Source organism: Variovorax boronicumulans, from assembly GCF_040544675.1.
GTDB classification, from domain to species: domain Bacteria; phylum Pseudomonadota; class Gammaproteobacteria; order Burkholderiales; family Burkholderiaceae_C; genus Variovorax; species Variovorax boronicumulans_D.
In genome coordinates this window covers 179,610-195,101 of sequence record NZ_JBEPKK010000001.1, presented here as the reverse complement: position 1 = coordinate 195,101, position 15,492 = coordinate 179,610, and the positions used below count along the sequence as shown (strand labels likewise).

15 protein-coding genes are annotated in these 15,492 nt (G+C 67.6%); 11 read left to right on the top strand and 4 right to left on the bottom strand.

The genetic code is table 11. The features are described from left to right. Window positions 1–583 precede the first annotated feature (583 nt). Entirely contained in the window at window positions 584–3,793 is a 3,210-nt protein-coding gene (locus tag ABIC90_RS00885) for an efflux RND transporter permease subunit (RefSeq protein ID WP_354352155.1), read from the bottom strand. Window positions 3,794–3,820: 27 nt separating this feature from the next. Beyond that, window positions 3,821–5,317: an efflux RND transporter periplasmic adaptor subunit gene (locus ABIC90_RS00880; protein ID WP_354352154.1), complete on the bottom strand. Its 1,497-nt coding sequence runs from the start codon at window positions 5,315–5,317 to the stop codon at window positions 3,821–3,823. A gap of 211 nt (window positions 5,318–5,528) precedes the next feature. On the opposite strand from ABIC90_RS00880, the gene ABIC90_RS00875 reads away from it, so the two are divergent. The 5 genes from ABIC90_RS00875 to ABIC90_RS00855 are packed head-to-tail and all read left to right on the top strand — an operon-like array spanning window position 5,529 to window position 9,393. Then, window positions 5,529–6,122, top strand: a complete 594-nt coding sequence (locus tag ABIC90_RS00875) for a DUF6622 family protein (RefSeq protein ID WP_354352597.1) — start codon at window positions 5,529–5,531, stop codon at window positions 6,120–6,122. Between the two features lie 59 nt (window positions 6,123–6,181). Beyond that, window positions 6,182–7,150: a sterol desaturase family protein gene (locus ABIC90_RS00870; RefSeq protein WP_354352153.1), complete on the top strand. Its 969-nt coding sequence runs from the start codon at window positions 6,182–6,184 to the stop codon at window positions 7,148–7,150. Beyond that, the gene (locus tag ABIC90_RS00865; protein ID WP_354352152.1) at window positions 7,147–7,443 is read left to right on the top strand and encodes a 2TM domain-containing protein; all 297 of its coding nucleotides are present in this window, start codon (window positions 7,147–7,149) and stop codon (window positions 7,441–7,443) included. The genes ABIC90_RS00870 and ABIC90_RS00865 overlap by 4 nt, the downstream gene beginning before the upstream one ends. Next, on the top strand, window positions 7,440–8,525 hold the full coding sequence (locus ABIC90_RS00860; RefSeq protein WP_354352151.1) for a sensor histidine kinase: 1,086 nt from the start codon (window positions 7,440–7,442) through the stop codon (window positions 8,523–8,525). Before ABIC90_RS00865 ends, ABIC90_RS00860 begins: the two co-directional genes overlap by 4 nt. Before the next feature lie 22 nt (window positions 8,526–8,547). Continuing rightward, window positions 8,548–9,393 carry a LytR/AlgR family response regulator transcription factor gene (locus ABIC90_RS00855; RefSeq protein ID WP_354352150.1) on the top strand — a complete coding sequence of 282 codons (846 nt, stop codon included), beginning with the start codon at window positions 8,548–8,550 and terminating at the stop codon, window positions 9,391–9,393. An 84-nt stretch (window positions 9,394–9,477) separates the two neighbouring features. Here the strand turns inward: ABIC90_RS00855 and ABIC90_RS00850 are convergent, their stop codons facing one another. Continuing rightward, window positions 9,478–9,825 carry a hypothetical protein gene (locus tag ABIC90_RS00850; protein WP_354352149.1) on the bottom strand — a complete coding sequence of 116 codons (348 nt, stop codon included), beginning with the start codon at window positions 9,823–9,825 and terminating at the stop codon, window positions 9,478–9,480. Window positions 9,826–9,973: 148 nt separating this feature from the next. Between ABIC90_RS00850 and ABIC90_RS00845 the strand changes: the two genes are divergently transcribed. From ABIC90_RS00845 to ABIC90_RS00820, 6 genes are all read left to right on the top strand, one after another. After that, window positions 9,974–11,791, top strand: coding sequence for a glutamine--tRNA ligase/YqeY domain fusion protein (locus ABIC90_RS00845; protein ID WP_354352148.1), 1,818 nt, complete (start codon window positions 9,974–9,976; stop codon window positions 11,789–11,791). Window positions 11,792–11,975: 184 nt separating this feature from the next. Continuing rightward, a complete protein-coding gene (locus ABIC90_RS00840; protein WP_354352147.1) occupies window positions 11,976–12,941 on the top strand; it encodes a GSU2403 family nucleotidyltransferase fold protein in 966 nt (321 codons plus the stop codon). Continuing rightward, a complete protein-coding gene (locus tag ABIC90_RS00835; protein ID WP_354352146.1) occupies window positions 12,938–13,486 on the top strand; it encodes an rRNA large subunit pseudouridine synthase E in 549 nt (182 codons plus the stop codon). Before ABIC90_RS00840 ends, ABIC90_RS00835 begins: the two co-directional genes overlap by 4 nt. A 51-nt stretch (window positions 13,487–13,537) precedes the next feature. Continuing rightward, window positions 13,538–14,449 (top strand): peptidoglycan DD-metalloendopeptidase family protein, encoded by a 912-nt coding sequence (locus ABIC90_RS00830; RefSeq protein WP_354352145.1) that lies wholly within the window; start codon window positions 13,538–13,540, stop codon window positions 14,447–14,449. Window positions 14,450–14,480: 31 nt separating this feature from the next. Next, window positions 14,481–14,771, top strand: coding sequence for a nucleotidyltransferase family protein (locus ABIC90_RS00825; protein ID WP_354352144.1), 291 nt, complete (start codon window positions 14,481–14,483; stop codon window positions 14,769–14,771). Between the two features lie 8 nt (window positions 14,772–14,779). Further along, a complete protein-coding gene (locus ABIC90_RS00820; protein ID WP_354352143.1) occupies window positions 14,780–15,103 on the top strand; it encodes a hypothetical protein in 324 nt (107 codons plus the stop codon). On the opposite strand, the gene ABIC90_RS00815 is transcribed toward ABIC90_RS00820, so the two are convergent. Then, entirely contained in the window at window positions 15,093–15,482 is a 390-nt protein-coding gene (locus ABIC90_RS00815) for a DoxX family protein (protein WP_354352142.1), read from the bottom strand. The genes ABIC90_RS00820 and ABIC90_RS00815 overlap by 11 nt on opposite strands. Between the last annotated feature and the right edge of the window lie 10 nt (window positions 15,483–15,492).

Here is a 15,492-nt window from a genome sequence, read left to right as displayed (position 1 = left end):
CTCAGACAGCTGCGAGCCCTTGTCCGCGAACCGCTCCGCTCCTCGGCGCAGCCAGAGGGGAGGGGGCACCGTCCGGGCCATTGCTTCGCTCGGCCTCGGGTTTCAGTCGGGCCTTCGCTTCGCTCGGCGGGGGGGACTTGCTCCCTCTCCCCTTGGGGAGAGGGTTGGGGTGAGGGCCGACGGCGCAGGAACACCGCCTTTCCCGCACGAAGGCCGACACCCTCACCCCCGCCCTCTCCCCAAGGGGAGAGGGAGTAAAACCCGAGGCCGAGCAAAGCGACGGCCCGCATCGCGTCGAGCGCCGAGCGAAGCGATGGCCCGTTGCGTCCCCCTCCCCTCTGGCTGCGCCGAGGAGCGGAGCGTTTCGCGGACAAGGGCTCGCCGTTGTTTGAGCGAAGCGAGTTCGGCGAGACCCCGCGAAACGTGAGCACCGCAGGTTGCCCGCAGCGAAGCGAAGGGTCGCAGACAGTGGGGTCGCCTTTTCTTTGCTTACTTTCTTTTGGCGAAGCAAAAGAAAGTAAGTCCGCCGCCGGGCGGATTACCCGGCTCCGGAAAGCAAACAACCCCCAAGAAGAAAAACGATTCAAACCGCCTCCTCCTCGATCGCCACCCGACGCGAGCTGCCTCCCCCAAGCCGATCAAAAGCCAGATAGATCACCGGCGTGGTGAACAGCGTCAACATCTGGCTGACGATCAACCCACCAAAGATCGCAAGGCCAAGTGGCCGCCGCAACTCAGCCCCTTCACCAAAGCTCAACATCAACGGAACAGCAGCGAACAAAGCCGCCAAAGTCGTCATCAAGATAGGCCGAAACCGCAACAACGCAGCCTGATGAATCGCATCGCGCGCCGACATCCCCTGCGTGCGCTCCGCATCGATCGCAAAGTCGATCATCATGATCGCGTTCTTCTTCACGATGCCGATCAGCAGGATGATCCCGATGATCCCGATCACCCCCAGGTCGTTGCCGGTGATCATCAAGGCCAGCAAGGCCCCGACCCCCGCGGAGGGCAAGGTCGAGAGAATCGTCAGCGGATGCACATAGCTCTCGTAGAGCACGCCCAGCACGATGTACACGCACACGATGGCCGCCAGAATCAGCCACAGCTGGTTCGACAACGAGCGCTCATAGGCGCCCGAAGCCCCGAGGAATGTCATCGTCACGCTGCCGGGCAAGCCGACTTCCTTGGCGGCCGCGCGAATCGCATCCACCGACTGGCCGAGCGACACGCCGGGTGCCGTGTCGAAGTTCAGCGTGCTCGAGGGGTACTGCGCCACGTGCGTGATCTGCAGCGGCGCCTGTTGCTCCGAAATGTCGGCGATCGCCGCGAGCGGCGTGGCCGTGCCCGAGCCTGCGATCAGGTTCAGCTGCCCCAGGGTCTGCGGGGTGTTCACCATGCCGGGCTGGGCTTCGAGAATCACGCGGTACTGGTTGGTCTCGGTGAAGATGGTCGAGACGATGCGCTGGCCGAAGGCGCTGTAGAGCGCGTCGTCCACAGAGCTCGCGGTGATCGACAGGCGCGCTGCCGTGTCGCGGTTCACGTTGACAAAAGCGGCCAGGCCCTGCGCACCGGCATCGCTGCTCACGTTGCGCACCTTGCCGGCATAGGCCGGCTCCTGCAGCTTGGCCACCAGCTTCTGCATCCACGCGGTGATGGTGGCGCTGTCCACGCCTTCGAGCGATGCGCGGTACTCGGTGGGTCCGGTCTCGGCGTCGATGGTCAGGTCTTGCGTGGGCTGCAGGTACAGCGTGACGCCGGCCACCTGGCGCACGCGCTCGCGCAGGCGGTCCATCACTTCCTGCTGGTTGTCATGGCTGCCCTTCAGGTTGATGAGCAGGCTGCCGGTGTGCAGCATGGTGTTGTTGGCGGCGTCCACGCCCACGAAGGAGCTGAGGTTCTCCACGTCGGGGTCTTGCAAGATCGCGCGCGCCGCCTCCTGCTGCAGCTTGGCCATGCGGTCGAAGGACACATCCTGCGATGCCTGGATGCGGCCCTGCAGTTGCCCGGTGTCCTGCGTGGGAAACAGGCCCTTCGGAATCGTGAGGTACAGCACCACGGTCAGCGCCAGGGTGAGCAGCGCCACCAGCAGCGTGAGCGGCTGGTGGTCGATGACCCAGTGCAGCGAGCGGTCGTAGCGCACCATCACGCCGTCGAAGAAACGCTGCGCGCGCGCGCCGAAGCCCTTGCCGCCGGGCTCCTTCTTGGGCTCGTGCTTGAGCCAGCGCGCCGCCATCATGGGCACCAGCGTGAGCGACACCACGCCCGAGATCAGGATGGTGATCGACAGCGTGACCGCGAACTCCCTGAACAGGCGCCCCACCACGTCGCCCATGAAGAGCAGCGGAATCAGCACCGCAATGAGCGAGACCGTCAGCGAGATGATGGTGAAGCCGATCTGCGTCGCGCCCTTGAGCGCCGCCTGCAGGGGCTTCTCGCCCTCCTCGATGTAGCGGGCGATGTTCTCGATCATCACGATCGCGTCGTCCACCACGAAGCCGGTGGCGATGGTCAGCGCCATCAGGCTCAGGTTGTTGAGGCTGTAGCCCAGGAGGTACATGAACCCCAGCGAGCCGATGAGCGAGATGGGCACCGCGATGCTCGCGATGACCGTGGCGCGCAGGCTCCCCAGGAACGCGAAGATCACCAGCACCACCAGCACCACGGCCAGCACCAGTTCCATCTCCACGTGCTGCACCGAGGCGCGGATGCCCGCGGTGCGGTCGCTGAGCACCTCGATCTTCAGGCCCGCCGGAAAGCCCGCCTGCAGCTCGGGCAGCAAGGTCTTGATGGCGTTGACGGTGGCGATCACGTTCGCGCCGGGCTGGCGCTGCACGTTCAGAACGATGGCGGGGGTGAGCCTGACTTCGTCGCTGTCGGCCGTCCCGGGCTGCCGCCGGGCCGCCCCAAGGCAGCCGCCCCCCTGGGGGGGAGGTTGCGAAGCAACTTCGGGGGGGCACTTTGTTCCCGCCCAGGCGCCCAGTTGCGTGTTCTCGGCGCTGTTGACGACCTGCGCCACGTCGACCATGCGGATCGGCGCGCCGTTCCTGTAGCTGACGATGAGGTTCTTGTAGTCCTCGACGGTGAGCAGCTGGTCGTTGGAATTGATGGTGTAGGCGCGCTTGGGGCCGTCGAAGCTGCCCTTGGCGCCGTTGGAGTTGGCCGCGCTGATGGCGGTGCGCAGCGTGTCGAGCCCGATGCCGTTGGCCGCCAGCGCCTGCGTGTTGGCCTGGATGCGCACGGCCGGGCGCTGCCCGCCGCTGAGCGACACCAGCCCCACGCCGGCGACCTGGCTGATCTTTTGCGCCAGGCGGGTGTTGACGAGGTTCTGCACCTCGGTGAGCGGCAGCGTGTCGGAGGTGATGGCCAGGGTCAGCACCGGCGCGTCGGCCGGGTTGACCTTGGCGTACACGGGCGGCGCGGGCAGGTCGGCCGGCAGCAGCGAGCCGCCGGCGTTGATGGCGGCCTGCACTTCCTGCTCGGCCACGTCCAGCGTCTGGCCGAGCGAGAACTGCAGCGTGACGATGGACACGCCGGCCGCGCTGGTCGAGCTCATGCGGTCCAGGCCGGACATCTGGCCGAACTGGCGCTCCAGCGGCGCGGTGACGGTGTTGCTCATCACCTCGGGGCTGGCCCCGGGGTAGAGGGTCTGCACCTGGATGGTCGGGTAGTCGACCTGCGGCAGGGCCGACAGCGGCAGGAAGCGGAACGCGACCAGGCCGGCCAGCACGATGGCGACCATCAACAGCGAGGTCGCGACCGGGCGAAGAATGAAGGGGCGTGAGGGGCTCATCGTGCGCGGGGCTGCTGGCCGGCCGCCTCAGCGTGCCGGGCCGTTGGCTGGCGTGGGCGGAACGGTCGGCGTGGCCGGCGGCACGGGCGAGCCGGCCGGCGGCGTGGCCGACTCGATGGGCTGGGTGGGCGGCGCACCGCCTTCGCCACCGGAGGCGCTGCCGCCGCCCTGGCGCTGACCGCCTTCGCGGTTGCCCCGGCGTCCACCTTCGCCTCGGTTGCCGCGGCGCGCACCCGATGCGGCGCCCGACGCCGGCACGGCCGGCCGGTCGGCCTGCGTCTGCACGCGCGCGCCGTCCTTCAGGCGGTCGCCGCCTTCGGTCACGACCTGCTCGCCGGACTTCAGGCCCGACATGACCGCCACGTTGTCCACGCTGGCCTGGCCGCGCGTGACCGGGCGCTGCGAGACGGTGTTGTCCTGGTTCACCACGTACACGTAGTCGCCGTTGGGTCCGTGGCGCAGCGCCGTCACCGGCACCACGACCGCGTTGCTCACGGTGCTCAGCAGCAGCCGCAGGTTGACGAACTGGTTCGGAAACAGCGCGCCGTCGGCGTTGGAGAAGCGCGCCTTGGCCTTGACGGTGCCGGTCTGCGTGTCGACCAGGTTGTCCAGCGTGGAGAAGGTGCCCCTGGCCAGCTGGCGGGTGCGGGTGCGGTCGAAGGCCGTGGCCTCCAGTTGCGCGCCCTGCGCCAGGCGCTCCTGCACTTCGGGCACGCGGTCTTGCGGCACCGAGAACTCGACGTCGATGGGCGCGATCTGCGTGATGACGGCCACCCCGCCGGTGCTGCCGGTGGAGATGTAGTTGCCCGCGTCCACCGGCCGCAGGCCGATGCGCCCGCTCACCGGCGCGGTGATGCGGCTCCAGGTGAGGTTGAGCCTGGCGGTGCCCTCGTTGGCGCGGTCGATGGCGACGGTGCCTTCGAGCTGCTTGACCAGCGCGGCCTGGGTGTCGACCTCCTGCCGCGCGATGGAGTCCTGCCCGAGCAGCGTCTGGTAGCGCTGCAGCGTGACGCGCGCCGCGGCCAGCTGGGCCTCGTCACGCTGGCGCGCACCTGCCGCCTGCGCCAGCGCGTTCTGGAACGGCTGCGGATCGATGGTGGCGAGCAAGTCGCCCTTCTTGACCATCTGCCCTTCCTTGAAAAGCACCGCGGTGAGCACGCCCGACACCTGCGGCTGCACCGTGACATTGGCTACCGGGGTGACAGTGCCCAGGGCTTCGAGCTGCACCGGAATGTCGGCCTGGCGCGCGGTGGCGACGCCGACCGTGCTGGAAGCCGCGCCACCGCCGCCCCCTCTTCCGCCGGGGCCGCCCGGTCCGCCCGCGCCCGGCCGCCCGCCGCCCGGGCCGGCCCCGGGGCCCGCCACCGGCGTCTTGGAGCGCTGAATGAGGTACCAGGCGGTGCCGCCCAGCCCGACGAGCAGCAGCAAGGTCACCACCGCCCCGACCCAACGGCGCCTGCGGACCGGCGGATGCGTGGGCGACACGGTGGGGGGCAGGGGCTCGGGGGGGGTGTGGGGGTCCATGGGATGCGTGGGGAGAAAGGACGGAGGGGGCGGAAGGGACGGAAAGGTGCGGCCTAGAGTACAGCGCCGAATGGTAGTGCCGCTGTTTGCTGCGCCGTAAAGCGGCGGTAAAGCTTTTGCCTTCCGGCCGGCCCGCCGCCGCCGCCCGGGCCGTTCGCGCCGGCTGGGTGCAACTGGCGCCGTGTTCCTGCAGTTCGTCGCATGACGGTGGCTGGCGGGGACGGGCGTCGGCACAGTCCATCCATCGCATCCCCTCACCCATCTTTTCACCCGGAGAAACGCCATGCTGATGCAAATCGTCCTTCACACGCCCAAGTGGGTGTTCGCCGTCTTCGTGCTGCTCGTCTGGCTCGGCGCCAGGCAGTTGCTGTCGAACAGCATGAGTCTCAACCGGGTCACGCTGATGGCGGTCGCCATGGGCGGCCTGTCGCTGTTCGGCGTGATCTCGGCCTTCGGCGATTCCCCGGGCGCCCTGCTCGGCTGGGCCGCCGCCGCGGCCGTGCTGATGGCACTGCTGCTGCAGCGCCCCCTGCCCGCCACCACCCGCTACGACGCGGCAACGCGCAAGTTCCATATGGCCGGCAGCGCCGTGCCGCTGATGCTCATGATGGGCATCTTCTTCACCAAGTACGCCGTGGCCGCGACGCTGGCCCTGCACCCGGAGCTGCGCCATCACGCGGTCTTCGCCCTCGCCATCCCCGTGCTGTATGGCGCCTTCACCGGCATCTTCGTGGGCCGCGCCGTGCGCCTGTGGAAGCTGGCCATGGCCGCCGACGCTGTCGCCAGCGGCGCCCGCCCGGCCTAAGATTCGAGGCCGTCCGCCCCTGCCCAGTCCAGCCAAGCCCCGCCCAGCCAGGAACCGCCATGACCGTGCTCTATCTGCTCCTCAAGATTGCCGTGGTCGTGGTGCTGGCCGCTTCCATCGCCGAGGCGCTGGTGCTCTCCTGGCGCAACGGCAGGGCCAACTACGACTGGAAGGCGGCCGGCATTTCGGTGTCCGACTTCCTGGTGCGCGAATACCCGCTGCGCTGGCTGCTGCCGGTGGCCTTCTGGACCGGCGCAATGGACTGGTTCTGGAACCACCGCCTTTTCACCCTGCCGATGGACCACTGGAGCGGGTGGCTCGCCTGCTTCATCGGCGCGGAGTTCTGCTACTACTGGTACCACCGCGCGGCCCACCGGGTGCGCTGGTTCTGGTGCACCCACGCCATCCACCATTCGCCCAACCAGCTCAACCTGTCGGCCGCCTACCGCTTCGGCTGGACCGGCAAGCTCACCGGCACACTGCTGTTCTTCACGCTGGCGCCGCTCCTGGGCATCCCGCCGAAGGTGATCCTGCTGATGCTCACGCTCAACCTGCTGTACCAGTTCTGGATCCATGCCACCTGGATCCCGCGCCTGGGGCCGCTGGAATGGGTGCCCAACACGCCTTCGGCCCATCGCGTGCACCACGCCTCGAACCTCGAATACCTGGACGGCAACTACGGCGGCGTGCTGATCGTGTTCGACCGCCTCTTCGGCACCTACATTCCCGAGCGCGCCGACCTGCCCTGCCGCTACGGGCTGGTGAACCCGATCACCTCGTACAACATCCTGGAGATCGAGTTCACGCACTGGCGCGCACTGCTGCGCGACCTGCGTTCGGCGCGTTCGGTGCGCGCCTTCGTCGGCTACCTCGTCAAGCCGCCGGGGTGGCGGCCAGAGGGGCCGGGCGAAACCACCGAGGAGCTGCGCCAGCGTGCGGCGCTGCGGCCTGCGGTGCCAGCGCCCTCCCCGTCCATGCAGCCGCCCACCTCCGACTTCATTCCCGTCTCATTCAAGGAGCTGTCATGAACACCGCCTTTTCGCACCCCGCCCGCCCCGACCTGGACAAGCTTGCCCGCCGCCGTGCCGGCGCCAAGATGGGCTGGTACATGCACGCCTTCGTGTACGTGATGGTCAACATCGTCCTGGTCGTCCTGTCGGCCGCCAACGGCCGCACCTGGGCGATGTATCCGCTGGTGGGCTGGGGGCTGGGCCTGGTCATCCACGGCGCGGTGATCTGGTTTCTGGCGCCCGGCGGCGGCTTCTACGAGAGGCTGGTGGCCCACGAGCGCCGTGCCCTGGGCGCGGGGGACCGTGGGTGATCACTGAATCGCTGCCCCGGTTCAGTGCCCAGAACTTTCTCAACGTGCTGCGGCACGGGCTGATCACCGTCGTTTTCTGCTGCCTCATCGGCGCCGCGCTGGCCATCTCGGGCAACGGCAGCTGGAGTTCGCAGATGGTGTATTCGCTGTCGACCGGCACGATCAGCTGGCTGGTCATCGACATCGGCCGCCTGCTGCTGAGCGGCCACAAGCAGACGCTGTGGCCGCACGGCCTCTGGGGCTTCGTGCTGGTGGCGCTGGGCGTGACGGTGGGCTTTTTCGGCGGCAACGCCATCGGCGATGCCTGGGTCGGCGCGCCGCCGCTCGAATTCAGCAGCATGGGGGCGCGCAAGACGACCTCGTCCATCGTCATCACGGTGGCCGCCACCATCGGCATGTGCTTCTTTTTCTACAGCCTGGGCAAGAGCAAGCACATGCAGAGCCAGCTCGACCTGGCGCAGCGCGACGCCACGGAGGCGCGGCTCAAGCTGCTGGAGACGCAGCTGGAGCCGCACATGCTCTTCAACACGCTGGCCAACCTGCGTGCGCTCATCACCGTCGACCCGCCGCGCGCGGTGGCCATGCTCGACCGGCTCAACAGCTACCTGCGCGCCACGCTCAGCGGCTCGCGCACGCTGGCGCATCCGCTGGCGGACGAGTTCGACCGGCTGGCCGACTACCTCGAACTGATGTCGGTGCGCATGGGCGACCGGCTGCGCTACACGCTGACGCTGCCCGACGAACTGCGCGAGCTCCCCGTGCCGCCGCTGCTGCTGCAGCCGCTGGTGGAAAACAGCATCCGCCACGGGCTGGAACCCAAGGTCGAAGGCGGCACGATCGCCGTGCGCGCGCGCACCGAGGCCGGCCAGCTGGTGATCGAGGTGAGCGACACCGGCGTCGGGCTGAACCCGGCCCCTGTAGCGCCTGCGGCACCTTCGGAAAGCGGCAGCGGCTTCGGCCTCGAACAGGTGCGCGAACGGCTCGCCACCATGTACGGCGCCCAGAGCCGGATGGAACTGGCGGCCCTGCCCGCCGGCGGAACCTGCGCCACGCTGCGCTTTCCGCTGCCCGCCGTTGCCTAAGACCGCGAACACCCGAACCCCGATGAAACCCACCGCCCTGATCGCCGAAGACGAACCGTTGCTCGCGCAGGCCCTGAAAGCCGAGCTGTCCGCCGCGTGGCCCGAACTGCAGATCGTCGCCACCGCCGGCGACGGCCGCAGCGCCGTGCGCGAGGCGCTGCGCCTCTTGCCCACCGTGTTGTTCTTCGACATCCGCATGCCCGGCCTGGACGGACTGGGCGCCGCCGCCGAACTGGCCGACAGCTGGCCCGCCGATGAAGCGCCCATGCCGCAGCTGGTGTTCGTGACCGCCTACGACGAGTACGCCGCGCGCGCCTTCGAGGCCCAGGCCATCGACTACGTGCTCAAGCCCGTGCAGCCCGAGCGCTTGCGCAAGACCGTCGCACGGCTGCAGCAGGCGCTGGCGGCGCAGCAGCCTTCGCCCTCGCCGGCAGCGGCCGACGCGGCGCTGGAGCGGACCCTGGCGCAATGGCGCGAGGTGCTGACCGCCGCAAGCGCCGGCGCCGCGCTGCCCGCCACGGCCTCGTCCGCCCCGGCCCCACTGAAGATGATTGCCGCCAGCGACACCGGCGGCAGCACCGTGCGCATGGTGCCCATCGACGAAGTGCTGTATTTCGAGGCCGCCGACAAGTACCTGCGCGTGCTCACCGCCACGCATGAATACCTGATCCGGACGCCGCTCAAGCAGTTGATCGCGCAGCTGGACGCCGACACCTTCTGGCAGGTGCACCGCGCGGTGGTGGTGCGCAGCGCGGCCATCGAATCGGTGCACCGCGACGAAGCCGGCAAGCTGCATCTCACGCTGCGCGGGCGGGCCGAGAAGATTCCGGTCAGCCGGCTCTACGCCCATCTGTTTCGCGCCATGTGAAAAAAGCGCTTGCCGCGCGCCCATAAAAAAACCGGCCTTTCAGCAAGGCCGGTTTTTTCATTCAGTCACGTTTTCCGTGGCTGTTCAGCGCCAGTGACGATGGCCGCCACGGTAGTGGCCACCGCCGTAGTAGCGGGGACCGTAGTACGCCGGCGGGCCGTAGTAGACCGGAGCCGGACGGTAATAGACCGGCGGCGGCGGGCGGTAGTAGACGGGCGGCGGCGGTGCGTAGTACACGGGGGCCGGCGGTGCATAGACCGGCGCCGGGTAGTAGGCAGGGCCGCCCACGCCGATCGCCACGCCCGGCAGGCCGACACCGACCGACCAGCTCACGTCGCCGCGCGCGCTGGCCGAGGTGGTTGCAAACAGTGCACCTGCGGCCACCACGCCTGCGGCGGCCCATTTGAAGAAGGTAGAACGTGTGAGGCTCATGATGTTGACTCCTTGTTTCGGAGGGCACTGTCCGGGTCTGGACCGCCCATGTGTGTATTGAACGCGCCAATTGCAAACCGGGTGCACCGTCCAATGTGAAGAACGTTGCCAAAGGTAACGCATAAAGGGCGCCCTCTAGAATGAGGCGATGACCTCCCCGACCGACAAAAACGGCGCCAAAACGACCGCTGCACCGAGCAATTTCCTGCGCCACGTGATCGAGAACGACCTCGCACAGGGCGCGTATTCTGGCCGCAAATGGGGCGGCTCCCCCGGCAGCGCCGCCCACCACGCCCAGGGCATGACCGACCCCGCCAAGGTCCGCCTTCGCTTTCCGCCCGAACCCAACGGCTACCTGCACATCGGCCATGCCAAGAGCATCTGGCTCAACTTCGAGCTGGCCCGCGAATACGGCGGCGTGAGCCACCTGCGCTTCGACGACACCAACCCTGAAAAAGAAGACCAGGAATACGTTGATTCCATCCGCGACGCCGTGAAGTGGCTGGGCTACGAAACCTACCTGGCCGACCGCCCCAGCGCCCCCGGCACGATGCAGCCGCACGAGTACTTCGCAAGCAACTACTTCGACTTCATGTACGAGGCCGCCGAGTACCTGATCGGTGCCGGCCTCGCCTACGTGGACGAGCAGACCGCCGAAGAGGTGCGCGCCAACCGAGGCGACTTCAACACGCCCGGCACCGACAGCCCCTTCCGCACCCGCACACCCGAAGAAAACCTGGCGCGCTTTCGCGCCATGCGCGACGGCCAGGTCGCCGACGGCGCCGCCATCCTGCGCGCGAAGATCGACATGGCCAGCACCAACATCAACATGCGCGACCCCGCGCTGTACCGCGTGCGCCGGGCCCATCACCACAACACCGGCGACAAGTGGTGCATCTACCCGATGTACACCTACGCGCACCCCATCGAAGACGCGCTGGAGCAGATCACACACAGCATCTGCACGCTGGAATTCGAAGACCAGCGCCCCTTCTACGACTGGCTGCTCGACCGCCTCGCCGAAGGCGGCCTCATCGCGAGCCCGCATCCGCGCCAGTACGAATTTGCGCGCCTCAACGTCACCCACGTGCTCACCAGCAAGCGCAAGCTGCGCCAGCTCGTCGAAGATGGCCACGTCGACGGCTGGGACGACCCCCGCATGCCCACCATCGCGGGCCTGCGCCGCCGCGGCTACACGCCCGAGGCGCTGCGCCTGTTCTGCGAGCGCAGCGGCACCACCAAGTCGGGCGGCTGGATCGACTACGCCAGCCTCGAAGCCGCGCTGCGCGACAGCCTCGACCCGATTGCCCCGCGCGCCATGGCCGTACTCGACCCGGTCAAGCTCGTCATCACGAATTGGGGCGAGCTGATGGGCGGCGACGACGTGCTCGACGATTGCTCCGCCCCCGTGCACCCACACCACCCCGAGATGGGCAAGCGGGAGTTCAAGCTCGGCCGCGAGGTGTGGATCGAAAGCACCGACTACGAAGACGTGCAGCCCAAGGGGTTCTTCCGCCTGTTCCCGGGCAACAAGGTGCGGCTGAAGTACGGCCACGTCATCGAATGCACCGGCGCCACGCGCGATGCCGACGGCAAGCTCGTCGAAGTGCAGGCCACGCTGGTGCCCGACACCAAGAGCGGCACGCCCGGGGCGGACGCGATCAAGGTGAAGGGGAACATCACCTGGGTGGCCGCGGCGGATGCGGTGCAGGCCGAGGTGCGCTTGTACGAGCGACTGTTCGCGGCGGCGAACCCGGGGAGCGGAGAGCTGATGGAGGAGCTGAACAAGCAGAGCCTGGAGATTCGCTCGGCGTTCGTAGAGCCTTCATTGGCGAAGGCTGAGGCCGGGGTGGGCATTCAGTTCGAGCGGCATGGGTACTTCGTGGTGGACACGAAGACGGATGCGGTGGGGAAGCGGGTGTTCAATCGGGCTGCGGGGATGCGGGACGGGTGGGGCAGCAAGTAGCCCCAGCTGCGAACTGACACCGCACACGAGGCCGGGGCCGTCATGGGCTCCGGCTTTTTTATGTCCGATACGGCGTCACTTGCGCGCCTCTGGACCGAATGCGGCGAAATCAGTCACCTTAACTTATTGATTTTTAAAGGTTTTCCGTATAAATTTCGATTTATATCTATTGCACGGAAAATCCATGGATTTCCAGGACATAGGCGACGATGCCCGCCGTCAGTACATCGATGCCCGAGCGACCTTCGAAGCACTCGAGGCCGCCGAGACACAGGCCGCTGGCGTGCGCGGGGGCATGTACTGGAAGAGTGTGAACGGTCTGGACTACCTGATTCGCACGAGCACCCGCAACGCACAAAAAAGCCTCGGGGTCCGCAGTTCCGAAACCGAAGCCATTCATGCCAGTTTCGCTCGCCGAAAAGAAGAGGCCGAGGGCCGAGTCAAAGACCTTGGCGAGGCACTGATTCGCCATCAGCGCATGAACCGCGCGTTGTTCGTTGGACGCGTTCCGACCATCGTCATCGACATCCTCGACATGTTGAAGCGCGCGGACATCGCGGAGCATTTCACCGTGGTGGGCACACACGCGCTCTATGGCTATGAAGCAGCAGCGGGCGTGCGCCTGCAAAGCGCGGCCGTGGCCACGCGCGACGTGGATCTGCTTTGGGACACACGCAAGCGCTTCCGCCTGGCCACCCAGCTCAAGCGGCTCGATTCATCCATGCTGGCGTTGCTGCGCAAAGTCGACAAGACCTTCTCGCTGATCGACGAGCAACGCTACACCGCAGTCAACAGCAAAGGCTTCGAGGTGGACATCCTGCGCCGTGAAGCGCAGGAACAAGACCCTCACCCCGCGCAGTTGAGCGAAGCCGAAGATGATTTCTGGGTCGTACAGGCTCGCAACGCAGAACAACTGGTGAGCGCGCCGCGTTTCTCGGCCGTTGTGGTTGGCACCACCGGGCACATGGCGCGCATGAACACCGTGCATCCGCTCGCCTTCGTGCGTTTCAAGCGCTGGCTCGCCGGGCGACCTGATCGCGACCCGCTCAAGGCCGGGCGCGACAGTCTGCAGGCGGACACCGTGGAGCAACTGGTGCAAGACTATCTTCCGCAGTTGGCCCAAGCGCCACGCGACGCCCAGCGCCCATGAACTCGCCCTCGTCCTACCGTCTCATCCGCTTCAACAAGCCCTACGGCGTCCTCAGCCAATTCACCCCCGAGGGCCGCTGGCGAGGACTCAAGGACTTCATCGACATCCCCGACGTCTACGTCGCCGGCCGCCTCGATGCCGACAGCGAAGGCCTGCTGCTGCTCACCAACGACGGCCAGTTGCAGGCGCGCATTGCCGATCCGCGCTTCAAGATGGAAAAGACGTACTGGGTGCAGGTCGAAGGCGTGCCGACCGACGAGGCGCTTGAGGCATTGCGCCAGGGCGTGCAGCTCAACGACGGCCTCACCCGCCCTGCCCGCGCCCGCCTGCTCGACCCGCCTCCCCAGGTGTGGGAGCGGCAACCGCCCATCCGCGAGCGCAAGAGCATTCCGACCGCATGGCTGGAGCTGGCGATCAGCGAAGGTCGCAATCGCCAGGTGCGGCGCATGACGGCCGCTGTCGGGCTGCCCACCCTTCGCCTGATTCGCGCCGCCATCGGGCCGCACACGCTCGATGGATTGGCGCCCGGCACCTGGCGCGAGTAGCAGCGCGGCCGCGCGACGTCACACCACCTGTTTCATTCATTCGATCTCTTCATGCACAACATCCGACCTACCTCGCCCGACCTCCTGACGTCCTCGCTGAATCGCCGCCACGCATTGCTCGGCACGCTGGGTCTGCTCGCGCTGCCCATGACAACGCACGCCGTCGCCGCTGCGCCTGCGAAGGCGAAAAATGCGCACCCCGACGTCTGGCCGCACGCATCTCAGGTGCCGGGCGGCGTGGCGCGCCTGTCGCTCGGCCCGAGCGCCAAGCGCCCCACGGCCTTTTCAGGCGACGTGCCCCTGCTGGTGCTGGGCGACGCGATCGAGTGGACCGCGCTGGTCGGCATTCCGCTCGCGGCCACGCCCGGCGAGGCGAGCATCACGGTGCGCACCGAGAACGGCGGCGAGAAACAAGTCGCCTACACGGTGGCCGACAAGCGATACCGCGAGCAGCGCCTGACCGTAGCGCCGCGCACCGTCGATCTCTCGCCCGAGGACGAAGCGCGCTATGTGCGCGAGCGCGATCACCAGGCCGGCGTGATGGCCACGCTCACCGAGCTGCGGCCCGATGCTTCACTGCAGATGCGCGTGCCGGTGCCGGGCCGCCGTTCCAGCTCGTTCGGCCTGCGCCGCGTGTTCAACGGGCAGTCGCGCAATCCGCACAGCGGGATGGACATCGCCGCCGGCACGGGCACGCCGGTGCTCGCGCCGCTGCCGGGGCGGGTGATCGACACGGGAGACTATTTCTTCAACGGCGGCACGGTGTGGCTGGACCATGGCGGCGGCCTGCTGACGATGTATTGCCACCTGAGCCGCATCGATGTGAAGGTGGGGGATGTGCTGAAGACCGGCGAGCCGCTGGCTGCGGTGGGCGCGACCGGCCGCGTGACGGGGCCGCATCTGCATTGGGGGGTGATGTTGAATCGGGCGATGGTGGATCCGGCGTTGTTTGTTGCGGGTTGAGTCCAGGTCAGTTGCAGCCCCGCACATCGCCATGCGCCCTTCCGAAGCCTTGTCCCTGCACCGCGTCCGCATTCGCGAGATCGCACTGAGCCATCACGTCGTCAATGTCCGGGTGTTCGGCTCGGCGTCACGCGGCGAGGACGGGCCCCACAGCGATCTCGATCTGCTGGTCGAGCCCACAGCGCAGACGACGTTCATGGACATCGGGGCCATCCGGCATGAGCTGAAGAATCTGCTGGGGATGGAAGTGGACGTGGTTACGCCCAATGGACTGCCGCTTCGCTGTCGCGACCAAGTGCTTCGCGACGCCGTGCCGGTATGAGTCGGAACATGGCCGATCAACCCATGTTCACCGAAGACTGCCTCGCCCCCACATTCGCCCGCGCCGCCCGCCGCGAAACCGTCGAAATCCTCAACACCCGCCTGCACCCTGCCCTGCAGAGAATCGTCGCCGCCGAAGTCGCTGCTGGCAACCGCGTCGTCGACGTCGGCATCGACTGGCCCGATCCAGGTTCCGTGCACGTCACCCTGCGCGACCGCTTCAACAATCGCCACGCGGGCGCAGAAGCCGTCTTCAGCCTGTGCGACGACCCGCACTACTGGCACGCCGACTACAGCACCACCGCCAAGCCGACGCACCTGCTCATCTGCTGACCGCCCTCTTCGGCCACGCCGAGGTGCTCCACACGATCAGCGCCAGCAGCGCCACCTGAACCGGCAGCCGCACCACCAGCGCCCAGTACGGCACGCTCGCAAACAGCTCCGGCCGCTGCAGCATGTAGAAATGCGCGGGCGTCACGGCCAGCGTCAACAGAAAGAGCCCGATGCCCGCGACGCGCCGCGTCGGCCGCCACAGCAACCCGGCCGCCCCCAGCAGTTCGAACACGCCGCTTACCAGCACCGCCGCGCGCGGCCAGGGGATGTAGGGCGGCACGATGCGCATCTCGGCCTCGGTCGCCACGAAGTGCGCGACGCCGCCGATGACGAACCACAGGAAGACAAACGCCAGGCCCGCCACGCGCCAGCGGCTCATAGCAGAAGGC